Genomic DNA, 21,443 nt, shown 5'->3' on the forward strand with positions numbered 1-21,443 from the left:
GACCGGCCGGGTCAGAGCCGGTCGGCGAGGGCCTTGAAGTCGACCCAGGGCAGCTGGGGCGTCCGCGCGTCCCACACCTTCTGGGAGAGTGCGGCCAGCGGAGCCTGGATGCCCGCGGCCACCTGGGCCTGGGTCTGGGCGCCGGCCAGGTCGCTCCAGATGGCGAGGCGCCCGCCCAGGATCTGCGGCCCGTACGAGGCCGGGACGGGGGTCGTGCCGCGCAGTACGAGCGGGGTCCACTGTTCGTAGATCCGCTGCCCGGTGGGGTACGTGAACTGGTTGGGCTGACCCAGTACGTAGTAGAGGTACTCGTCGTTGAGGTTGACGAGCTTGCGGCCCTCGCGCAGGTACTCCAGCGGCGGCCGGGCGCCGTTCTCCTTGCCGGTCCAGTACTCGACCTGGATGTCCTTCGCGGCGCTCGTCACGCCGCCCGCGAAGAACCCGTCGTTCCACGCCTTGAGGGCCTTCCCCGACGGCCGGACCACGGCGGCGCGGTCGTTCAGCCAGCCCGTCGCCAGGTCCTGGACCCGCGCGGAGGGCCCGTACCGCTGCTGGGCGGCGCGGGCGAGCTGCGGGAAGGAGGCCTGCGGGTCGCGGTAGACCAGCGCCTGGTACTCGTCGGCGCCCAGGTGCCAGGCTCCGCCGGGGAAGAGCGGTATGTACTCGCGCAGCAGCTCGTCCACGAGCTTGGCGGACGCCGGGTTGGATATGTCCACGGCGCCCTTGACCACACGCCCCTGGGTGTCGCGCAGCTGCAGGTCGGGGTGGGCGCGCAGGACCGCGCCGAGGTGACCGGGCGAGTCGATCTCGGGGACCACGGTGATGTGCAACCGGGCGGCGAGCGCGTTGATCTCGCGGACCTGGGCCTTGGTGAGGTGCGGGGTGGAGACGATCTCGGGGTGCGTGTCGGACTGGATCCGGAAGGCCTGGTCGTCGGAGAAGTGCAGGCCGAGCTGGTTGAGCTTGAGGTCGGCCATCTCGCGCAGCCGGTCCTCGATCCAGTCCGGGGTGTAGAACTTGCGGGCGATGTCGAGGTTGAGGCCGCGCTGCGGTTTGGCGGGGGCGTCGCGCACGGTGCCCTCGGGGGCCGAACCGGCGCTCTTGACCGCCTGCTTGAGGGTCCGGGTGCCGTAGAAGACCCCGGCCTGGTCGGGGCCGTTGATGCGGACGCGGCCGTCCTTGACGTCGAGGGTGTACGACTCGGGCCCTCCCGCGGCCCCCGCGTCCAGGGAGAGCTCCACGTCCCCGGCGCGCGGCGCGGCCGACTTGCCGTAGCCGATGTTCAGTTCACCGGCCAGCAGTTGGGCCTCGTCGGAGAGGGCGGCGGTGTCGTCCGGGGCGACGACCACGCGGGCGTCCGGGGTGGGCTTCCAGCCGGGGCCGCGGGCGGGTACGTGCTCCCGCACCGCCGGGATGGTGCGCGGGGCGGTGGACAGCGGGTACGACGGGGTCGGCGTGGGGCTGGGGGTGGGAGTGGGGGCGGCCTCGGCCGGGCGCGCCGCCGTCGTGGAGGAACCCGGGGCACTGGGGGCGGGGGCCTCGTCGGAGGCGGCCGTGCAGCCCGGGAGGGCAAGGGTGACCAGCGCGGCGACCGTGGCCGTCGCGATGGTGTGGACCCTCGTGTGTCGCCTCTGTGTGCTCATCATGGGTGCGTGCCCCCCGTACCAACGTGCCACGGGGGACACGGGCGCGCGACCCGGCGGGCTCAGACCAGGGCATCCCGCGCGGCGACGGCGAAACCGTGGTCCTGGTCGGGGGCGCCGCCGCCGACGCCGATGGCGCCGATGAGGCGGCCGTCGCGGTGGACGGGCAGCCCGCCCGCGATGAACAGCAGCGGCCGGTCGAGGGCCGTGGGCAGGGTGTGGAAGGGACCGTCGGGCCGGACGGCTTCGACGAGGTCGGCGGTGGGGGCGTTCAGCTGGAGCGCGGTGTAGGCCTTGCGGGTGCTGGTCTCGCCGGAGATCAGCACGGCGCGGTCGTCGCGGCGGAAGGCGAGCAGGTGCCCGCCGGCGTCGAGGACGGTGACGCTGACCGTGGCCCCGGCCGCTTCGGCGGCGGCCGCGGCGGTCGCGACGAGCAGCTCGGCGTCCTCGGTGGCCAGGGGGGCGACGGCGGTACGGGTGGGGGTGGACATGCGGGGTCTCTCCTTGCGGGTGGGGGTGCGTGCGTACGCGGGGGGAATCAGTGGTGGGATCAGTGGTGGGCCGGGACGGCCGCGGTCGTTCCGGGTGCGCCGGCCGCCACGACCGTGCCCCGGTCGCCACGGGCCGAGCGGCGCGTCGTACGGCGTTCCAGTGCGCCGGAGACGAGGGCGAGCACCAGGGCGGAGGCGGCGAGGGTGGCGCCGACCCAGTTGGGGGCGGTCCAGCCGAGGCCGGCGGCGATCACCAGCCCACCGAGCCAGGCGGCGAGCGCGTTGCCCAGGTTGAAGGCGCCGATGTTGACGGCCGAGGCCAGGGTGGGCGCGCCGGCGGCCTGGTCCAGGACGCGTTTCTGGAGCGGGGGCACGGTGGCGAAGCCGAGGGCGCCGATCAGTACGAGGGTGACGGCCGCGCCGGCCTTGGTGTGGGCGGTCAGGGTGAAGACGGCGAGGGTGACGGCGAGGGCGCCCAGGGCCACGTACAGCATCGGCATCAGCGCGCGGTCTGCGTACCGTCCGCCGATGAGGTTGCCGGCGACCATGCCGAGGCCGAAGAGGACGAGGAGCCAGGTGACGGAGGTGTCGGCGAAGCCCGCGACGTTCGTCATCATCGGGGTCACGTAGGTGATCGCGGCGAAGACGCCGCCGAAGCCGAGGACGGTCATCGCCATCGCGAGCAGCACCTGGACGTTGCGGAAGGCGGCGAGCTCATTGCGGATCCGTACGCCGCCCTCGGGCCGGGGCAGGTCGGGCACCAGCCGGGCGATGCCGAGGAGACCGGCGACACCGAGCGCGGCGACGATCAGGAAGGTGACGCGCCAGCCGAGGGTCTGGCCGACGAAGGTGCCGAGCGGGACGCCGATGACGTTGGCGACCGTCAGTCCGGTGAACATCATGGCGATCGCGCCGGCCCTCTTCTCGGGGGCGACGAGCTCGGCCGCGACGACCGCGCCGATGCCGAAGAAGGCGCCGTGGGCGAGCGAGGCGACGACGCGGCCGGCGAGCATGACGCCGAAGGCGGGGGCGAGGGCGGAGAGCACGTTGCCCGCGATGAAGAGGCCCATGAGCAGCATCAGCATGCGCTTGCGGGGAATGCGGGTGCCGAGCACGGTCATGAGGGGCGCGCCGAGGACGACGCCGAGGGCGTAGCCGGTGACCAGGAAGCCCGCGGTGGGGATCGAGACCCCGTACGTGCCGGCGACCTCGGGGAGCAGGCCCATGATCACGAATTCGGTGGTGCCGATCCCGAAGGCCCCGACGGCGAGGGCGAGGAGTGCGAGAGGCATGGGGGAGGTGTCCTTCAGGGGAGGGGGTGGTGCGCGGTGCAACGGCGGCGTGGGCGGGATCCCGGCCGGTCACGACCGGGTACCGCTGATTGCGGTCGCCGATTGCATGCGTCCACATTAATTGCAGACGCGGGATATTTGCAAGCGCGGGCTATTGCGTATGTGGACTATCCTGGGGGACACAGACCCAGCCAGGGACGCTTCGATGGAGGAGCCCATGACGGCCACGGACAGCGCGCTCACCGCCCTCTCCCAGGGCTGGTGCGCCCTCTCCCTCCTGCACGGGCGGATCGAGGCACACATCGAACGGGCCCTGCAGGCGGGCCACGGACTCAGCGTGCGCGAGTACTCGCTGCTGGACGTGCTCAGTCGCCAGCACAACGGCCCGGGCGGACACCTGCGGATGCACCAGGTCGCCGACTCGGTGGTGCTCAGCCAGAGCGCGACGACCCGGCTGGTGAGCAGGCTGGAGGACCGCGGCCTGCTGAACCGCTACATCTGCGACACCGACCGGCGGGGCATCTACACCGACGTCAGCGAGGCGGGCCTGGCCCTCCTGGCCGCCGCCCGCCCCACCAACGACACCGCCCTGCGCGAGGCGCTCGACGAGGCCTCGCTCAACCCGGAACTCGCCCCGCTGGTGGCGGCGGTGGAAAACCTCCGGCGCTGACCCGGCGCTGATCAGGTGCGCGCCGAGTGCCCGCGCCGTGTCGTCGCCCATCGCCATCGCGTTGAGCGGCCGGGGCCGGGCCGGGGGGCGCCCCGGGGCCGGACCGCCTCAGCGCGGGGCGGCGCTCGGCGGTGGCGAGGACGTCACGATGCCTCCGCGCGCCCCGGACGGGCTCGCCGAGGGCGACGCCGCTCCCGACCGGCTGGGCGAGACCGGGGCCGACGGGCTCCCCGACCGGCTGGGGGTCGAGGAAGCGGCCGGGCTCCCCGAGGAGTCCACGCCGGGGCTCCGCTCCCCCGAACCCGACGGCCGCGGTGCGGGTGAGGTCGGGTGCTCCGAGGAGGGGCCGGGGGCCGTGATCCTCGGCGGGGTGGCCGGCGGCACGGGGCCGGGCGCCGGATCGGGGGCCGACAACAGGTAGCCGATCCCGGCGACCGCCGCTGCCGCCGCCAGGCCCGCCAGCGGCAGGGCGAACCGCCGCAGCCCGGCCATCGGCAGCCGTCCCAGGTGCGCCCCCGGCGGCTCCGCGGGCCGCAACCGTCGGACGTCGATGCCCTCCGCGCGCGCGTCGAGGGCCTCCCGCAGCCGGCGCTCGACGGGGCGCTCGGCGAGGCGTTCGCCGTCACGCGTCATATCCGTCCCTCCAGAATCCGTTCCAGGGCGTCCAGGCCGCGGCTGGCGTTGGACTTCACCGCTCCCCGGCTGATCCCGAGGGTGGCCGCGATCTCCGCCTCGCTGAGATCGGCCCAGTACCGCAGCACCAGCACCTGGCGGCGGCGCGGGGTGAGCCGGCCGAGCGCGGCGAGTACCTCGCGGTGCGCCTCGTCGAGGACCACGTGGTCCTCGGCGGACGGTATGTCGGCCGCCTTCGGCGGGGTCCAGGCCCGGACGGTCCGCCTGCGGCGCAGCACCGAGCGCGAGGTGTTGACCACCGCGGTACGCAGGTAGCCCAGCGCGTTGTCGACCTCGGTGATCTGCTCCCCGTGCCGCCGGTACAGCGCGGTGAAGGCGTCCTGGACCACGTCCTCGGCGGTGGCCAGGTCGTCGACGAGCAGCACCGCGAGCCGGACCATCCGCAGCCGGTGCGCGTGGTAGAGGTCGGTGACGGTGGGCGGCCGCGCTGCGCCGAGGCCCGTGTGGTCGTAGGTGTACGGGGGCCCGTACGAGGATCCGTACGGGTCCGGGCGCGACCGCGGGGAGGTGGCCGGGGCCGAGCGCTCGCGGCGCAGCAACGACCAAAGGCCCCGCCACGCCCGGCCGAAGCCGGGCGTGAGGGGGCCGACGGGTGATGCCAGTTGGAGCACGGGATTCCTCAGCTGTTCGCGCGGCGCCGCACGGCGTACAGGGCTCCCGCGCCCGCCAGGACCAGACCGGTGGCCCCCGCGCCCATGGCGACGGTGGTCGCCGAGGAGCCAGTATGCGCGAGCTCCGGGGTGCCGGGGGCGGCGGCCGGCTCGGAGGGCGACGCGCTGGGTCGGACGCCCGACCCCGGGGTCGACGGGCCGGCATTGGGGGACGCGCTGGGGGCGGCGCTGGGGGACGCGCTCCGCGTGTCCGATCCCGCGCTCGGCGGGGTACTCACCGACGGGGAGGGCTTGACCGCGCTCGCGCTGGGTGAGGCACTCGCGGGCACGCTGACGGCCGGGGAGGGCGCGGCCGAGCCGCCGCTCGCGGCGAAGGCCGGGCCGGCGAGGGCGACGGCCACTCCGGCGGCGGCAGCGGTGACGGCCGTCGTCCGGCGGAGGGCCAGGGGGACGCGCAACAGGTTCTTCACGGTGGTTCTCCACGGTCGGGTCGAGGACGCGGGACTGCGCCCCTTCACCCCCGCACGACGCGCGACCCCCCGGGAGGTTGCCGCCGTTCCGGAAAAACTTTCCGACCGGTTTCCGCCGGCGCGGCCACGCTCGACAGCGCTGTGGCCAGGGCGGCGATGCCCTCCTCGATCTCTCCCGTCGAGCCCGCCGCGTAGCCGAGGATCAGCCCCGGCGGGCCGGGCCGGATCCGGTGCCAGGACAGCGGATGGGTCTTCACGCCCAGGGCCAGGGCCGCCGAGGCCAGGTCCGTGTCCTCGAAGCCGGCGCCGTCGAAGGTGACCATCAGGTGCAGCCCGGCCGCCGCGCCGTGCACCCGGGCACCGGGCAGCAGTTCGGCGACCGCCCCGAGCATGGCGTCGCGGCGGCGGCGATGACGGCGCCGGACGTGGCGCAGGTGCCGTTCCAGCTCGCCGGAGTCCATCAGCCGGGCGAGGACCAGCTGGGCGAGGACCGGATTGCCGAGGTCGGCGTAGCGCTTGGCGGCGGTCACGGCGTCGCGCAGGCGCGGCGGGACCAGCAGCCAGCCCAGGCGTAGGGCGGGGGCGAGGAGCTTGGACACGCTCCCGGCGTAGCAGACCCCCTCGGGCAGCAGGGCGCGCAGGGCGGGAACGGGTGCCCGGTCGTAGCGGTGCTCGGCGTCGTAGTCGTCCTCGATGACCAGTCCCCCGGCGGCCGCCCAGCCGAGCAGGTCCCGGCGGCGCTCGCCGTCGAGGACGACCCCGGTCGGGAACTGGTGCGCCGGGGTGAGCAGGACGGCCCCGGCGCCGCTCGCCCGCAGCGCGGCCACGTCCAGCCCGGCCTCGTCCACCGGTACGGGGACCGTCTCCAGCCGCCCGTACTCCAGCTGCTGCCGGGCGCCCAGCGAGCCCGGGTCCTCCACGGCGACCCGGTGCACGCCCTTCTCCCGCAGGACGTGCGTGAGCAGCGCCAGCGCCTGGGCGACGCCCGCGACGACGACCACCTCGTCGGGGTCGGCCCGGATCCCCCGGTTCCGGGCCAGCCAGCCGACGACCGCCTCGCGCAGTGCGGGTGCGCCCTGGGGGTTCCCGTAGCCGAAGTCGGCCGGGGTGAGCGAGGCGAGGACCCGGCGTTCGGCCTGCAGCCAGGCGGTACGGGGGAAGGCGGTGAGGTCGGGCACCCCGGGCGACAGGTCGATCCGGCACGGTACGGCGCGCAGCGCGTCCACGAGCCCGCCGCGCTCGGGTGCGCGGGAGGGGGCGGCCGCCGGTGGTGGCGCGGCGACGACCACGGTGCCGCCCCGGCCCCGGCCGCTGACCTGGCCGGTCTCGGCGAGGCGCTGGTAGGCCTCGGTGACGAGCCCCCGGGAGACGCGTAGTTCGGCGGCGAGGACCCGGCTGGCCGGAAGCCGGCTGCCGACCGGGAGGGTGCCGTCGGCGATGGCGGCGCGGAGCCGGCCCGCCAGCCATTCGGTGCGGCCGCCGGGCGGGGCCTGGCCGACGTCGAGCTGGAGGAAGTCCGAGCCGCTGGGGCTTTTGGACCCCTCGGTATCACTTTGATTGGACCTGCTCATGGGGCCATTGTGCGGCCAGGCTGGATCCCATGCAGACACAGCCCGCTTCCACCTCGCCCTTGACCTCGCCCTCGACCTCCGCCTCCACCTCCGCTCCCGCCTCTCCCGACTCTCCCGGCGGCTCCACCGCGCTTCGTGACCTGGTTCCGGGGATCACGGGGATGGCGCTGGTCGGCAGCAGCGTCACGGTCTCGCGGGCGCTCGTCGACGCCCCGCTGTTCGCCACCCAGGCCGTCCGGTACGCGGCCGCCGCGCTGCTGTTGTTCGCCCTGGCCCGGGCCGCCCGGGTGCCGGTGCACATGCCGCGCGGCCGGGAGTGGCTGTGGCTGGCGGGGATCGCGGCGACCGGGCTGGTGCTGTTCAACGTGGCCGTGGTCCGCGGGGTCGCACACGCCGAACCGGCCGTCATCGCCGTCGCGGTGGCCTCCGTACCGATCCTGCTGGGACTGCTCGGCCCCTTCCTGGAGGGGCGCCGGCCCAGCCGCCGGGTGCTGCTCGCGGCTCCGGTGGTGGTGGCGGGGGCGGTACTGGTCGAGGGGACGGGCCGGACGGATGCCGCGGGGGTGGCCTGGGCGGCCCTCGCGCTGGGCTGCGAGGCCGCCTTCACCCTGCTCGCGGTGCCGGTGTTGCGCCGGCACGGGCCGTGGGGGGTGTCCGTGCACGCGGTGTGGCTGGGTGCGCTGATGCTGGCGGGGCTCACGGCCGTCTTCGAGAGCCCGGCCGAGCTGACGTCGCTCGGCCGGGCCCAGTGGGCGGCGGCCGGCTATCTCGCCGTCATGGTGACGGCGGTGGCCTTCCTGCTCTGGTACCGCACGGTGGCCGCCGTGGGTGCCGGCCGCGCCGGCCTGCTGACGGGGGTCGCGCCCCTGGCCGCGGCCGGTGCGGGGGTCCTCGCGGGCAGCGGGGTCCCGGGCCCGGCGGTGTGGCTGGGCCTGCTGGTGGTGATCGCGGGACTGGCCGCGGGCCTGCGCCCCGACCGAGCCCCGCGGTCCGCTCCTACACTGCCGGCGTGAAGTCCGCGGTCAGCCGCTCCAGCTCGCGTACCGCGGCGTCGACGTCGTAGGCAGGATGCGTGCGTTCCACTCGACGTCCGCCCCCGTCATGAACCCGCGCTCCGGCGGGCGTAGCAGAAGAGGTGCTCCTCGGGGCCCGCCCGGTCGTCGGCGGGCCGGAAGTGCGCGGTGTGGTGGTGGAGTACCTCCAGGCCCAGGTCGGCGAGCCGGGCCAGGTGGTCGGCCGTGGAGAGGCTGCTGACGGTGACCTCGTGGCCCATCCACTCGATGTCCAGGCCCCGGATGTCCCCCGGCACCGTGGCCAGCACGAAGTATCCGCCCGGCGCGACCCAGGACGCCATGCGGTCCAGTGCCTCCGCGACCTCCGGCTGGTCCATCACCAGCAGCGGGAAGAAGGAGCACACCGCGTCGAAGTCGGCCCGCACGGGTGTGTAGGTCCGTACGTCGGCCTGTTCGAAGCGGGCCTGCGGGACTCTCGCGCGGGCCAGTTCGACCATGGCCGCCGAGACGTCGATGCCGGTGACCTCGCAGCCGGCCCGGACGAGAGCCTCCGCGGTGGGCCGTCCGGTGCCGCTGCCCACGTCCAACACCCTTGCCCCGGCAGGCAAACGGCCGGTGAGCCAGTCAAGAGCCGCCAGTTGGCCGGGAACCCGCCCGAAGACCTCCTCGTAGCGCTCCCCCAGATCGTCGAACACCTCTGCCACCGACTTGCGTTGACTCATCGGGCCGCCCCTTCGTCTCCGGAGCGACCACCGTACCGGCGCGGTGCGTCGGCGGTCCGCTCCCCCGTTAGGATCTGATGCCAGTGATCATCAAGGGGGAGCCCATGACCAACACCGACGACGCCGTACTGAGACCGCTCGGTCCGGGCGATCCGCAGGAGATCGCCGGTTACCGGCTGCTCGCGAAGATCGGCGAAGGCGGTATGGGTTCCGTCTATCTCTCGCGGACCCGCGGGAACCAGCCGGTCGCCCTCAAGGTCATCCGCCGTGATTTCGCCCAGGAGCAGGACTTCCGGGTCCGCTTCGAGCGCGAGGTGCAGGCCGCCCGCCGGGTGCAGGGCTACCACATCGTGCCGGTGCTCGACCATGACACCAGTGGCGAACAGCCGTGGCTGGCCACCGCGTTCGTGCCGGGCCTGGCGCTCGACGACGCCCTCGACACGCACGGCCCGCTGCCGCTGTCCGCGGTGTTCCAGCTGATCGGCTGCACGGCGCAGGCCCTGCACTCCATCCACGCCGCCTCGGTGGTGCACCGCGACCTCAAGCCGAGCAACATCCTGCTCGGGTCCAACGGCCCGTGGGTGATCGACTTCGGGATCGCGCGCGCCACCGACACCACCCAGCTGACGCGCAGCGGCGGGTTCATCGGGACGCCGCAGTACATGTCCCCCGAGCACGCGCTCGGCCGGACGGTGACCGCGGCGACCGATGTCTTCGCGCTGGGTCTGATCGCCGCGGTCGTGGCCACCGGTCGCCACCCGTACGGCGACGGCGCGGGGCTGTCCATCGCCGCCGCGATAGCCAACACCCCGCAGCAGGCACCGGACCTGAGCGGCTACCCGGAGCCGCTGCGCCAGCTGTTGGAGCGCTGCCTGCACTCCGATGCCGAGCAGCGGCCCACCCCGGCGGAGCTCGCCGAATGGTGCGGCCGGGCGGCGGGCCGGGAACTGCGGGACTTCGACGGCTGGCTGCCCGCGCCGCTGACCGCGGAGATCGCCCGCCGCGAGCGGTCGGCGCAGACCCAGGCCCAGGCTCCTTCCCCTGCGCCTGCGCACACCCCGGCGTACACGCCGACCGTGGCCCCCGAGCCCACGCGGCCCGCCTACGCGCCCACGCAGGCGTCCGGGCCGGTCCCCCAGGCGTACGCGCCGACCCAGGGCCCGGTGGGAGGCCCGCACCACCCGGGGTACGGCGCGCCCACCGCCCCCGCCTACGCCGTACCCGCCGCACCCGCACCCGCCCCCGCCCCCGCACGCCGCAGCCGCGTTCCCCTCGTCGTCGGCGCGGGAGTCCTGGTGGTCGCCCTCGCCGCGGGCGGCGCCTGGTACTTCACGAGCAAGGACGACAAGGGCGGCGAACGGCAGACCGCAGGCGACAGCAGGGACAAGACGGCGGAGGCGCCGAAGGACGCGGCCCCGAAGGACGCGGCGGCGGCGCAGGGCGGCGGCTCGACCCCCGCACCCCAGGCGTCCGGCCGCACCTACACCGCGGTGTTCAAGGACAAGCCCGTGAAGTTCCTCGCGCCCAGGGAGTTCGGCAAGGTCAACGCAGTCGACCTCGACTTCCCCAAGGTGGCTCCGTTCGGCGACATCGGCTACAACGACCGGGAGCTGGCCATGGGCTACGACAGCGTCGAGAGCGTGACCCCGTTCGGCAAGAGCAAGGGCCCCACCCCCGAACAGTGCGAGACCGGGGCCGCCACCGATCCGATTCCCGACAAGCTGCCGCAGTCGGACCTCGGCGGGGCGGACAGTGCCATCGTCCAGGGCGACCTGCTGTGCTCCGTCACCAGCAAGGGCAATCTCGCCATGGTCAAGATCGTCGGGGTCGAGCCCTCGACGGACAGGCTCTACAAGGTCCCGACGTACCTCACCGAAGTGACGCTCTGGAAGCGGTAGGCCCGGCCGCGGGCAGGGCATGAGCCGGACGAGCCGGACCGGGCACCTGCCGGCGGCGTTCCCCTCACACGGAACGTTCCATGCAGACCAGCCGGTCCCGCTCGTCCCACGACCCGGTGACGGTGAATCCGAGCCGTTCGTACAGGGCGATCGCACCCGCCCGCCACTGCCACACGGAGAGCCGCACCGCACTGAGGCCGCTCTCCTCGGCATGCGTCAGCGCGGCGCCGACGAGACGGCGGGCGACGCCCAGCCCACGGAACTCCGGGGCCGTCCAGAGCCTCTTCACCTCGGACCGCCCGTCCACGGTGGCGGCCACCACCAGGCAGCCCACCACGGCGTCCCCGATCGACGCCAGTAGCACGGCGTCGCCGGCGAAGGCCACCTGCGGATCCGTGATCTCCGCGCGGTAGCGGTCGGGCAGTCCGTCCACGCCGGCGACGGCCTCGCCCTTCTCCTCCTGCGTGCGCAGGTGGTACGCGGCCAGCAACCCGGCCGGCCCGTCCCGGGCGGAAAGCGCACGCCCCGGCCGGCGGACGACGACAACCTCGCGTGGTTCGCTCACGCAGGGAGCATCGCATCCCGGTGCGCGCCCTCGACAGCCGGGGGGAGCGGTCAGGTCGAGGCGGGGACGAGGACGACGGCCGTTCCGTACGCGCACACCTCGGTCCCGACGTCCTGCGCGTCGGTGACGTCGAAGCGCATCATCAGCACGGCGTTCCCGCCGCGCGCCTTCGCCTGCTCGATGAGCCGGTCCATGGCCTGGTTCCGGGTCTCCACCAGGGTCTTGGTGAGGCCCTTCAGCTCGCCGCCGATCATCGACTTCAGGCCCGCACCGATCTGGCTGCCCAGGTGGCGGGAGCGGACGGTGAGGCCGAAGACCTCGCCGATGACGCGCTCGACCCGGTAGCCGGGGACGTCGTTGGTCGTCACGACGAGGACGCCGCTCTCGTGTGCGCCGGCGCCGCCGCCGTAGTCATCGATTCCCATGGCACCCACCCTCGCGCGGGCCGCCACCGCCCGCACCCCGGAGCGGATGCGGACCGCCGCCGGACGGGTGCGTAGGTACATCTCAACCTCCTTGAGTACCACCCAGGTTGTATGACGCCGCATCCCTGAGTGGTAGGCCGGTCTCATCCCCTGGATGGGCGCGGCGCGGGTGGCCGGGCCGTAGATTCTCCTCAGCCGGCTCACCGGCCGGCACCGGCCCAGTCCCCCGGGGCCCCGCTGCGCGGCCGTGCCCGTTCGGGGGCGGGCACGGCCCCGCACCTCCGTGGGGCAAATTGGTCATATCGGGTTAAAGGACGGTGAGCCACCGGGGCTACGCGCCCCACCCTCGCCATAGTCGTCCCTGGCAACCGCCTGGTTGTCGCCCCGTGCCGCGCGTCGCGGCCGGGTGGATGTCTTCGTAGAGGAGCCGGCTCATGCTGAAGCCCACCAGAACCACCCTCGCTCTCGCCACCGGCAGCCTGGTTCTCGGTCTGGTCGGAGCGGGCGCCGCCGTCGCCGACGACGGTCCGGAGAACCTCCCGCCGCAGGAGATCATCGTCGGCGGCGGGTCCACGGAGCCCGGTGTCTACCCCGAGCGACACGTCACCGGCAAGGTCGTGTCGAAGGGCCCGCTGACGGTCCGCAGCAAGCCGAGCACCCGCTCGCAGTCCCTCGGCCACGTGTACCCGAACAGCAAGGTCGAGATCGACTGCAAGAAGTACGGTGACAACGTCGACGGCAACCGCATCTGGTACCGCCTGGCCGACCGGAACAGCAGCTTGGAGCAGGACGCCGCGGCGCCCAAGCACGCGTACGACAAGGAGCGCTGGGTCTCCGCGCGCTACGTCAAGAACCTCTCCGAGGTGAAGTACTGCCGCTGACCCGGTCCCGCCGGTAGGCGGGCACGCGGGTGGCCGGAGCAGCAGGTCGGCAGTCAGTCCACCAGGCGTACGGCACGCGGCCCCACGCACTCCACGCCGTACGCCCGGACCCGTTCCCGCAGTTCGCGGTCGGCCGTGACCACGACGCAGCCGCGCTCCGCGTACGTGGCGGCCAGCTCCACGATCCGGTCGTCACCGCTCCCGGGCGCCGAGTCCACCCGTACGCCGGGCACGGACTCGACGCCCCGGGCGGCGCCTTCGACGACGAGGACGACCTCCTCGTCCCCGCCCCGGCCGGCCAGCAGGTCGCGCAGCCGGACGGCCGCGCCCCGCCGGTCCCGCCACCAGCCGTCGGGCACCGAGCCGACGACGTTCGCGCCGTCCACGATCAGCACGTGCCGCTCGCCATCGGTGGCGTCCACCGCGTTCACGCCGGCCCCATCCTCAGAAGTCGCCGTAGTTGACCTGCCAGGTGGGCAGGCCCATCCGGCGCCAGATCGCGACCACCCGGTCGCGGTCGTCGAGCGAGACCCGTACCGCGTACCGGTGGCGGACATGCGTGTCGAACAGCTCCGCCTTCACCACGTCGTCACGGCGCGTGTCTCCCGCCGCGCGCATCCACAGCTCGTCGTACGGCACCTCGTGGCGCCGCAGCCAGGACTCCGTCTGCGGGCGGTGCTCCTCGCCGCGCCCCGACAGCAGCACGATGACGTCGCCGTCGGCACGCCGGAAGGCGTCGAGGGCGTGCCGTACCGGCTCGTTGAGCAGGTCGAGCTCGCAGCGCGAGAAGTCGTACGGGCCCCGGTCGCCGGTCAGTGCGAGCGTGCCGTCGATGTCGCACATCACCGCCGCCGGCAGGGCCGGGTCGGGGACGTACTCGGTCACGGGCGGCGCGGCCATCCCGCCCGACCCGCCGTTCATCCACTCCGACGTCAGCCGCCAGCCTCCCCGCCGCGCCTTCTCGTGCTTCTCGGCCAGGATGCGGATGATCTCCTCGCCGACCTGGCGCTCGCGCGCGGCGTCCCGGCGCAGGCACTCCTCCAGCGGGACGTCGGTGAAGTCGTGCACGACGAAGGTCGCGAGACCGCCGACCGCCGCCTTGAGCCGCTTGGGGATGTTCTTGGTCAGGTGGGTGTTGTCGACGACCACGTCGAATCCGCCGTCGACCGCGGCACGGACCGCCGCGTCCTGGACGGCCAGCGCGGTCTGCTCGTGCCGGAAGCTGCGGCCCCGCGCGGGGTCCGGGAGGTCGAGCATGAGGCGCAGGTCGTCGAGGTTGACGCGGCGCATGCGGCCACCGGCCTCGGCCTGCAGGGCGCGCGCGGCCGTCGTCTTGCCGGAGGCCGGCAGGCCCGTCATGACGTGCACGACGGGCAGCCGGGGCTCCTCGACGGCGACCAGGGTCGCGGTCTCGCCCGCGGTCGCCTCGGCGGTCGGGTTCGCGGTCGGGTTCGCGGTGGGGTTCGCGTCCGTGTTCGTGGGTGTCTCTTCGGACACGGGTCCGTTCTCCTCGTCGTTCGTGAAGGGGTCGGACGTCTCCGGCCGCACGTTGCGCCAGACGGCCAGTTCCGTGGACCGGCCGTCCAGGCGCAGGAACATCGCGGCCCGGACCTCACGCTCGGGCAGGTCCTTCACGGCACGCGCGAAGGCTCCCCGGTCGGCCGCCAGGTGCGCGAGCCCCGCGTACGCCTCGTCGATGGCACGCTCGCGCAGCGCCGCCTCGGACTCGAGCCGCTCGATCACCTCGCGCACCCACGCGTCGAACTCGTCGGGCACCTGGTCGAGCAGCGCGTCGAGCGGCTTGCCGCCCGAGGCCTCGATCTCGGCGGCCGTGGTGCCGAGGCCCTGGGCGAGCTGCTTGAGAGGCAGGCCGGCGAACCGCTGGATGCCGTGGGCGCGCCAGATGTCCCGCTCGGTGGCCTTGGTGAGCAGCCGGTGGAGCCGTACGTACTCGGTCAGCTTGGCCTTCGCGCGCACACCGGAGGCGAACCGCAGCACGAACCCCTCCGCCTGGGTGCCGGTCGCCGAGGCGCCGCCGGGCAGGGTGTTGGACTCGGCCAGCGCGATCAGCTCGTCGAGGGGCATGGCGGGCCACACCGTGACGACGGAACCGATCCCCTCCCAGTGCGGGGCGGCCTCGGCGAGCGGGACCTCCGTGCCGTCCGGCCCGAAGGCCGCGAGCAGGACGAGGTCCCGGCGGTCGCCGTAGTCGACGACGATGCGGTTCTGCGGGTACAGGATCTCGGCGAGGTAGGTGGTGCCGGGACGCAGGGCACCGGTGTCCCGGCCGTCGAGCGTGCGCTGCGCCCAGGTCGCCTGGACGCTGATGAAGGAGCCCTTGGAGGCGACCCGCCAGCGGCCCGCGTAGTGGAAGACGACGGCGAGGCTGCCGTCGACCTTGTCGTAGACCTCGAACGGCTCGTCCGGGAGGGCGGGGGCGTACGGCTGACCCGACTCGTGTTCGCCGACGTTGAAGAACTTCGGCAGCGGCAGGGCGACGACGGCGCCGGTGGTGTCGTCGGCGACGAGTCCGCGGCAGCGCGTGGTGACGTCGTTCCAGACGCGTTCGTACTGGGCCGTCCGTGTGTAGGTGTAGATGGACAGCGGCAGTTCGGGGTGCGACTTGCGGGTCACGTACCCGGCGTCGATCGACTCGGCCAGCGCCTGCGCGGGCATCAGGTCATGCAGAGTCAGGGTCTCCTGGCTCATGGGGTCCTCCCGGTTTGAGATGGCTCATTCTCACGTGCGGGAGGGTGTGCCCGGTAGTCAATTATGCCTGGTCGGCGCTCCGCCCAGGCGGTTGATGTCGGCGGGCCGCAGGATGTGGCCGGGGACCTCGGTGCCGGCGCCGGCGACCGCGATCATGGCGCGGCCGAAGGCCTCGGAGGTGATGACGAGGTTCGGGGCGACCCGCCGTACGAGGGGGACCAGCGGTCCGAGGACGGCGTAGAACATCCGGGAGATGCGGGCCTTGGAGGGCACGCCGCGCACCGGCTGGACGATCCCGGGGCGGAACATGTAGGCGCGGAAGGGGAGTTCCAGCAGGTCGTTCTCGGTCTTGCCCTTGACCCGGGCCCACATGGAACGGCCCCGCTCGGTGCTGTCCGTGCCCTCGCCGGAGACGTAGACGAAGGTCATGCCGGGATTGGCGGCTGCCAGGGGCCGGGCCACGGCGAGCGTCAGGTCGTGGGTGACGTGCCGGTACGCCTCCTCCTTCATGCCGACGGAGGAGACCCCGAGGCAGAAGAAGCAGGCGTCGTACGCGGCCGGGTCGATCCCGGCGGCCGCCAGGTCGGACGGATCGCTCTGCACGGACTCGCGCAGCTTGGGGTGGCTGACGCCGAGCGGCGTGCGTCCGACGGCGAGGACGCTCTCGACCGCATCGTCGCGCAGGCATTCGCGCAGGACGCCCCGGCCGAGCATGCCGGTCGCGCCGAAGAGGATCACGTTCACGGACATCCCCTAATGAGAGACGCAGAGCTCGTTGCCCTCGGGGTCGGCGAGGGTCGTCCATACGCTGGGGCCCTGGTTGCCCTCGTGGAGGTGCGTGGCGCCCTTGGCGATGAGGCGTTCGACCACCGCCTTCGGGTCGTCGGAGCCGGTCCGGACGTCGAAGTGGGCCCGGTTCTTGACCGTCTTGGGTTCGGGGACGAACTGGAACAGGACACGGGGCGCGCGCTCCAGCCCCTCCGGGTGGCGGATCGCGGCGCCCGCCTTCCAGACGAGGGTGCCCCGGTGGGTCTTGGTGTCGTCCTCGGTCGCGTGGCCCGCCTCGATCAGGCCGCGGATGAACTGCTCGTCGCTCGACTCCACTTCCCAGCCGAGGGCCTCGGCCCACCAGTCGGCGAGCGTGTGCGGGTCGGTCGAGTCGATGGTCACCTGGAATGTGTACGCCATGCCCGGACCCTACTGAGGAGGCGGCGCCGTCGCCACACGGCCGGAAGGGGAGTGGGTGCGCGGCATGGGCCTCATCGGTGCGCAGCCCTGCCGCCGGCGGTGAGGTGCGCGGCGATCAGCGCGGCGAAGGTCAGCAGCCAGGCACCCACGGCGATCCAGAGCAGTACCTCGCCCAGCGGGCGCAGCCAGGCGACGCCGGCGGGGTCCGCCACGGAGAGGCAGGCGGTGGCCGTCATGCCGAGCGGGAAGACGGTGGCCCAGCGCCGGATGTCGTAGCGCGGCCGCGGGTGACCCAGTTCCGCGGTGAGGAGGACGACGTACCAGACGAGGGACAGGGCGAGCAGCGCCAGGGTGACGGTACGCAGGGTGGTGTGCGCCGAACCGGTCCATACGGGTGACGCCGTGAGCTTGGATCCGGCCAGGGCGGAGATGGAGAGCGCGCCGCCCGCCACCCAGTGGTCACCCGCCCCGCCCACCACCTCGCGCAGGTCGAAGCGGAAGAGGGCGGCCAGGTAGAGCAGCAGGCCGAGGCAGAAGCCGGCCATCGCCGCCCGTGCGAGCGGGTCCTGGTGTTCGGCGTCGGCGAGGGACGCGGCGAGGAGGGAGAGTCCCTGGGTCGCCACGCAGCCGAGGAAGGCGGCTCCCGGCATGCGCCGCCGCCAGTGCCGTAGGACGTTGAACAGCAGCCCGGGCCAGAGCAGCGCCGCCAGTACGAGCAGCACGGTGGCGGCCGTCTGCCACCCCTGCTGCGAGAGCCGGGCCCCGATGACGGTGGTGGCGGCGACGGCCGTCAGCGCGGCCGGTGTGTCGGCCTCGGCGCGGAACCGCCCGCGGTCCCCCAGCAGCCGGGTGGTGAAATCGGCGGCGAGTACGAGCCACAGCACCGCGGCGACGACCAGCGCGGCCAGTGACGCCGCGGCGTGCCCGGTCAGGTGCAGGCCGACGGAAATGATGCCGGTGGCCATGACGGCGGCTCCCGCCGCGGGCGGGAGCCCGGTCCACCAGTCACGGCCGGGGAGGATGCTCACGCGTCCAGCGGACCCCACGGGTCGGCCGATCGCCGGCGGACGGGGCCGACCCGCCGCGGGAACCACACGGCCGGACGCCGACACCCCGCGCACACGCGATCGCACGCGCGATGCGAGTGAACCCGCGCGCGGGCGGCTGCCGCCGAAAGGGGAGGTCCGCGCGCGGCACCGGTGCCGCCTACCGGTCGCGGGGTGGCGTCGCCCCCGGTGGGTGGCCGGAACTCGCGCTTGCCAGCCCGGTTAGGCCTACCTAACCTATGGCTCGCCCACGCTCGAGAACGTCGGCACTACTTCGGGACCCGTCCCCGACCGAAGGAGCCTCCCCCCATGAACTCACGTCTCGACCCTGCCCGGCCCTACGCCGTCGGCCTCTTCCGGATCGTCACCGGACTGCTCTTCGCCTCGCACGGCGCCGCCTCCCTCTTCGGGGTCCTCGGCGGTGCGCGCGGTGGCGGAACCATCGCCGCCGGCACCTGGCCCGGCTGGTACGCGGCCGCCATCCAGCTCGTCGCAGGCGCCCTGATCCTGCTGGGCCTCGGCACCAGAGCGGCGGCCTTCGTCGCCTCCGGCTCGATGGCGTACGCGTACTTCACCGTGCACCAGCCCGGCGCGTTGTGGCCGCTGCAGAACGGCGGCGAGGCCTCGGCGATGTTCTGCTGGGCCTTCCTCCTGCTGGTGTTCACCGGCCCCGGCGCCCTGGCCTTGGACGGGCTCTTCTCCTCGCGGTCGGCGACCTCCGCCGGGCGGCGGGACGAGAACCGCCCGGAGCCCGTAACCGCCTGAGGAATCGATTCAGCGGGGCGGTGAGACCAGCCCCATCTCGTACGCCATGATGACGAGTTGGACCCGGTCCCGGGCCCCGAGCTTGGTGAACAGCCGCGAGACGTGCGATTTGGCCGTGGCCGCCGAGATGAACAGCTCCTCGGCTATCTCGCCGTTCGAACGACCCCGCCCCACCAGGGTCAGGACCTCCCGCTCGCGCTCGGTGATCCCCACGACGGGCCGCGGCGCCCGCGCCTCGGGCGCCGTGGGCCCGGGCGCCCGGACGAAGTCCGCGATCAGCCTGCGGGTGACGCCCGGCGCGATCAGGGCGTCCCCCGCGGCGATCACCCGGATCGCCGCGAGGATGTCCTCCACGGCCATGTCCTTCACGGCGAATCCGCTCGCGCCGGCGCGCAGCGCCCCATAGACGTGGTCGTCCTCGTCGAAGGTGGTCAGCACGAGCACCTTGACGTCCTGCGCCGCCGCGGTGATCAGCCCGGTGGCCTCGATACCGTCCATACCCGGCATCCGGATGTCCATCACCACCACGTCGGGGCACAGTTCGGCGGCGAGACGGACCCCGTCGGTGCCCGTGCCGGCCTCGCCGACGACCTCCAGGTCGGCCGTGTCGGCCATCAGCACCCGCAGGCCGGACCTGACCAGCGGCTGGTCGTCCACGAGCAGGACGCGGATCGCCCGCGGGGGCGCGACGCTCATCGGAGCCCGTCCACGACCGTCGCGGTGCGGGGCAGCGGCAGCGCCGCCTCGACCCGGAAGCCGCCCCCGGCCCGGGGGCCGGCGCTGAAGCGGCCGTGCAGCAGGCTGACCCGCTCGCGCATGCCGGTGATGCCGAATCCCGTACTTCCGATGCCGTCGGGCGCACCGCGCCCGTCGTCGACGACCTCCACGGTCAGCTCCTGTTCCCCGTATCCGATGGTGACCCGGCAGTGCCCGGTGCCCGCGTGGCGGACCACGTTGGTCAGCGCCTCCTGGACGATGCGGTACGCAGACAGGTCCATCTCGGGTGGCAGTTGACCGCGTTCCCCCACCCACCGTACGTCGGCCCGCACTCCGGCGTCCGCGGTGGTGGCCACCAGTGCGTCGAGGTCCGCGAGTCCCGGAGCGGGCCCGAGCGGCGCGTGCCCCTGGGGGCCGTCCGGCTCGGCCCGGCGCAGCGCGACCAGCGTACGGCGCAGGCCGGACAGGGTCTCGCGGCTGGTGGTCTCGATGGCCAGCAGGGCGGCGCGGGCCTCGGCCGGCTGGGTGTCGATGACCCGGCCGCCGACACCGGCCTGGATGGCGATCACCCCGATGCTGTGGGCGACCATGTCGTGCAACTCGCGGGCGATGCGCAGCCGTTCGGCGGTCACGGCCTCGGCCACCTGCCGTGTGCGCAGTTCGACGGTGTGCTCCCGGCGCTCTCGGTACCGCAGGCCCGCCATGCAGACGGCGCCCAGGGACAGGAAGGCGATCAGGCCGGTGCTCATCATGTCGTAGGGTCCGTGCGACAGCAGCCCGACGGCCGGGAGCTCCACGACGACCACCGCGACGAGGGCGACGACCGCGTCCCGGCGGGGGCGCGTGGCGACGATGAGGCCCAGGACCAGGTCCGAGGCGAGGAAGACGAGGAACCGGCCCGGGCTGCTGTCCCGGGCGGCGCCCGCGACGAGCGTGCCACCGAGGAGGGTCAGCGTCAGTGCCGCCAGGGGCCGCTGCCGCAGCAGCGGGACGAGCGGGGTCACGGCCAGCAGCAGCACGATCCCCAGGAGCGGCCCGGCGGCGTACGGGACACCGCCGATGAGCAGCAGCAGGACGAGGGTGTAGAGGCCCGCGCCGCCCCAGGCCCGGAGGGCCGCTCCGGTCCCTGACTTCGAACTCCGCGCGGTCTTCGCGCTCTTCGCGCTCTTCGGTGGGTTGTCCATGGCCTGACCGTAGCCGGCCGTCGGCGGCCCGGGCATCGGCCCCCGGGCTTACACCCCCGGGCCGATGCCGCCCGGAGCGCCGCGGCCCGGGTCGTCGTGGGCACCGAGCACGGCATCGCGATCCTCGAACTCGACACCCGCAGGCCCACGTTGGAGGAGGTACTGGGTGAGTTGTGCGCCGGTTCGCGGGCCGTGTCGGCCCGGTCCGGGCCGGACGGCGGGCGATAGCCTGGGCGCATGGAGGAACTGGGCGGGGTGGAGATCATCGGCTTCGCGGACGCCGAGGCGTTCGAGAGCTGGCTGGCCGAGCACCACACGCGCCACGAGGGCGTGTGGATCAAGCTGGCGAAGAAGAAGTCGGGGATCGCGTCGGTCACCGACGACGAGCTGGTCGACATCGGCCTGTGCTACGGCTGGATCTCCGGGCAGCGGCGCGCCCTCGACGAGCGGTACTACCTGCAGAAGTACGTGCCGCGCAGGGCCAAGAGCCTGTGGTCACAGGTGAACGTGGACAAGGTCGCGGAGCTGAGCTCCGCGGGGCGGATGCGGGAGCCCGGGCTCGCCGAGGTCCGCAGGGCGCAGGCGGACGGGCGGTGGACGCACGCCTACGAGTCGCAGCGCACGGCGGCGGTGCCACCGGATCTCGCGGCGGCCTTCGCGGCGAACCCGGCGGCGGGAGCGGCGTTCGAGGCCCTCGATCGCACCGGGCGCTACCAGGTCATCCTGCCGTTGCTGCAGGCGCTCACCCCGGAGGCCAGACGGGCCCGGCTCGACCGGGCGGTGCGATCGCTGGGCGCGGACGGGGCCGCCGGGTGAGTCGGCCGGGCCCCGTAGCGCTGACGCGGCGGTGGCCCGGCGGGCCGGGAGAAGGCGTCAGGCCCGGCCTCCC

The 21,443-nt window shown here is 73.8% G+C and carries 23 protein-coding genes; 6 read left to right on the plus strand and 17 right to left on the minus strand.

What is annotated here, in order from left to right:
* Positions 1-11 precede the first annotated feature (11 nt).
* The 3 genes from AB8A24_RS28180 to AB8A24_RS28190 all read right to left on the minus strand — a co-directional run bounded on the left by AB8A24_RS28180 (position 12) and on the right by AB8A24_RS28190 (position 3,426).
* On the minus strand, positions 12-1,643 hold the full coding sequence (locus AB8A24_RS28180) for a glycoside hydrolase family 20 protein (RefSeq protein WP_369477946.1): 1,632 nt from the start codon (positions 1,641-1,643) through the stop codon (positions 12-14).
* Between the two features lie 62 nt (positions 1,644-1,705).
* Positions 1,706-2,134: a heme-binding protein gene (locus AB8A24_RS28185; RefSeq protein ID WP_328960154.1), complete on the minus strand. Its 429-nt coding sequence runs from the start codon at positions 2,132-2,134 to the stop codon at positions 1,706-1,708.
* A 59-nt stretch (positions 2,135-2,193) separates the two neighbouring features.
* A complete protein-coding gene (locus AB8A24_RS28190) occupies positions 2,194-3,426 on the minus strand; it encodes an MFS transporter (protein ID WP_369477947.1) in 1,233 nt (410 codons plus the stop codon).
* A 217-nt stretch (positions 3,427-3,643) separates the two neighbouring features.
* On the opposite strand from AB8A24_RS28190, the gene AB8A24_RS28195 reads away from it, so the two are divergent.
* Positions 3,644-4,096, plus strand: coding sequence for a MarR family winged helix-turn-helix transcriptional regulator (locus AB8A24_RS28195; protein WP_052872847.1), 453 nt, complete (start codon positions 3,644-3,646; stop codon positions 4,094-4,096).
* Between the two features lie 108 nt (positions 4,097-4,204).
* On the opposite strand, the gene AB8A24_RS28200 is transcribed toward AB8A24_RS28195, so the two are convergent.
* From AB8A24_RS28200 to AB8A24_RS28215, 4 genes are read right to left on the minus strand one after another with little or no spacing between them, the layout of a single operon-like run.
* Entirely contained in the window at positions 4,205-4,729 is a 525-nt protein-coding gene (locus AB8A24_RS28200) for a hypothetical protein (RefSeq protein WP_328960156.1), read from the minus strand.
* Positions 4,726-5,400: a SigE family RNA polymerase sigma factor gene (locus tag AB8A24_RS28205; RefSeq protein WP_328960157.1), complete on the minus strand. Its 675-nt coding sequence runs from the start codon at positions 5,398-5,400 to the stop codon at positions 4,726-4,728. Before AB8A24_RS28205 ends, AB8A24_RS28200 begins: the two co-directional genes overlap by 4 nt.
* A gap of 8 nt (positions 5,401-5,408) precedes the next feature.
* Positions 5,409-5,870 carry an LPXTG cell wall anchor domain-containing protein gene (locus AB8A24_RS28210; RefSeq protein ID WP_328960158.1) on the minus strand — a complete coding sequence of 154 codons (462 nt, stop codon included), beginning with the start codon at positions 5,868-5,870 and terminating at the stop codon, positions 5,409-5,411.
* Between the two features lie 44 nt (positions 5,871-5,914).
* Positions 5,915-7,441: a PLP-dependent aminotransferase family protein gene (locus AB8A24_RS28215; protein ID WP_369477948.1), complete on the minus strand. Its 1,527-nt coding sequence runs from the start codon at positions 7,439-7,441 to the stop codon at positions 5,915-5,917.
* Between the two features lie 29 nt (positions 7,442-7,470).
* On the opposite strand from AB8A24_RS28215, the gene AB8A24_RS28220 reads away from it, so the two are divergent.
* Positions 7,471-8,454, plus strand: coding sequence for an EamA family transporter (locus AB8A24_RS28220; RefSeq protein WP_369477949.1), 984 nt, complete (start codon positions 7,471-7,473; stop codon positions 8,452-8,454).
* An 86-nt stretch (positions 8,455-8,540) separates the two neighbouring features.
* Here AB8A24_RS28220 and AB8A24_RS28225 read toward each other — a convergent pair whose 3' ends face one another.
* Positions 8,541-9,176: a class I SAM-dependent methyltransferase gene (locus tag AB8A24_RS28225; protein ID WP_369477950.1), complete on the minus strand. Its 636-nt coding sequence runs from the start codon at positions 9,174-9,176 to the stop codon at positions 8,541-8,543.
* Positions 9,177-9,280: 104 nt separating this feature from the next.
* Here AB8A24_RS28225 and AB8A24_RS28230 point away from each other — a divergent pair, with 104 nt between their 5' ends.
* Positions 9,281-11,074: a protein kinase gene (locus AB8A24_RS28230; protein WP_369477951.1), complete on the plus strand. Its 1,794-nt coding sequence runs from the start codon at positions 9,281-9,283 to the stop codon at positions 11,072-11,074.
* A gap of 64 nt (positions 11,075-11,138) precedes the next feature.
* Here the strand turns inward: AB8A24_RS28230 and AB8A24_RS28235 are convergent, their stop codons facing one another.
* Together AB8A24_RS28235 and AB8A24_RS28240 are read right to left on the minus strand one after the other, a co-directional pair.
* A complete protein-coding gene (locus AB8A24_RS28235) occupies positions 11,139-11,639 on the minus strand; it encodes a GNAT family N-acetyltransferase (RefSeq protein ID WP_369477952.1) in 501 nt (166 codons plus the stop codon).
* 50 nt (positions 11,640-11,689) lie between these two features.
* Positions 11,690-12,064, minus strand: a complete 375-nt coding sequence (locus AB8A24_RS28240) for a YbjQ family protein (protein ID WP_030717675.1) — start codon at positions 12,062-12,064, stop codon at positions 11,690-11,692.
* Between the two features lie 434 nt (positions 12,065-12,498).
* Here AB8A24_RS28240 and AB8A24_RS28245 point away from each other — a divergent pair, with 434 nt between their 5' ends.
* Entirely contained in the window at positions 12,499-12,945 is a 447-nt protein-coding gene (locus AB8A24_RS28245) for an SH3 domain-containing protein (protein WP_328960164.1), read from the plus strand.
* 53 nt (positions 12,946-12,998) lie between these two features.
* Here AB8A24_RS28245 and AB8A24_RS28250 read toward each other — a convergent pair whose 3' ends face one another.
* From AB8A24_RS28250 to AB8A24_RS28270, 5 genes are all read right to left on the minus strand, one after another.
* Positions 12,999-13,376 (minus strand): NTP pyrophosphohydrolase, encoded by a 378-nt coding sequence (locus tag AB8A24_RS28250; protein ID WP_369477953.1) that lies wholly within the window; start codon positions 13,374-13,376, stop codon positions 12,999-13,001.
* A 13-nt stretch (positions 13,377-13,389) separates the two neighbouring features.
* Positions 13,390-15,654 carry an AAA family ATPase gene (locus tag AB8A24_RS28255; RefSeq protein ID WP_328960166.1) on the minus strand — a complete coding sequence of 755 codons (2,265 nt, stop codon included), beginning with the start codon at positions 15,652-15,654 and terminating at the stop codon, positions 13,390-13,392.
* A gap of 57 nt (positions 15,655-15,711) precedes the next feature.
* Entirely contained in the window at positions 15,712-16,404 is a 693-nt protein-coding gene (locus AB8A24_RS28260; RefSeq protein WP_328960167.1) for an epimerase, read from the minus strand.
* Between the two features lie 3 nt (positions 16,405-16,407).
* Positions 16,408-16,842 carry a VOC family protein gene (locus tag AB8A24_RS28265; protein ID WP_328960168.1) on the minus strand — a complete coding sequence of 145 codons (435 nt, stop codon included), beginning with the start codon at positions 16,840-16,842 and terminating at the stop codon, positions 16,408-16,410.
* Between the two features lie 71 nt (positions 16,843-16,913).
* On the minus strand, positions 16,914-17,870 hold the full coding sequence (locus AB8A24_RS28270; protein WP_328960169.1) for a tellurite resistance/C4-dicarboxylate transporter family protein: 957 nt from the start codon (positions 17,868-17,870) through the stop codon (positions 16,914-16,916).
* A 327-nt stretch (positions 17,871-18,197) separates the two neighbouring features.
* Between AB8A24_RS28270 and AB8A24_RS28275 the strand changes: the two genes are divergently transcribed.
* The gene (locus AB8A24_RS28275; RefSeq protein WP_328960170.1) at positions 18,198-18,653 is read left to right on the plus strand and encodes a DoxX family protein; all 456 of its coding nucleotides are present in this window, start codon (positions 18,198-18,200) and stop codon (positions 18,651-18,653) included.
* Positions 18,654-18,662: 9 nt separating this feature from the next.
* On the opposite strand, the gene AB8A24_RS28280 is transcribed toward AB8A24_RS28275, so the two are convergent.
* Together AB8A24_RS28280 and AB8A24_RS28285 are read right to left on the minus strand one after the other, a co-directional pair.
* Positions 18,663-19,349, minus strand: coding sequence for a response regulator transcription factor (locus AB8A24_RS28280; protein WP_328960171.1), 687 nt, complete (start codon positions 19,347-19,349; stop codon positions 18,663-18,665).
* Entirely contained in the window at positions 19,346-20,554 is a 1,209-nt protein-coding gene (locus AB8A24_RS28285) for a sensor histidine kinase (RefSeq protein ID WP_328960172.1), read from the minus strand. The genes AB8A24_RS28280 and AB8A24_RS28285 overlap by 4 nt, the downstream gene beginning before the upstream one ends.
* Positions 20,555-20,791: 237 nt before the next feature.
* Between AB8A24_RS28285 and AB8A24_RS28290 the strand changes: the two genes are divergently transcribed.
* Positions 20,792-21,370 (plus strand): YdeI/OmpD-associated family protein, encoded by a 579-nt coding sequence (locus tag AB8A24_RS28290; protein WP_328960173.1) that lies wholly within the window; start codon positions 20,792-20,794, stop codon positions 21,368-21,370.
* The last annotated feature ends 73 nt before the right edge of the window (positions 21,371-21,443 follow it).

This window comes from Streptomyces sp. BF23-19 (genome assembly GCF_041106355.1).
Classification (GTDB): Bacteria; Actinomycetota; Actinomycetes; order Streptomycetales; family Streptomycetaceae; genus Streptomyces; species Streptomyces virginiae_A.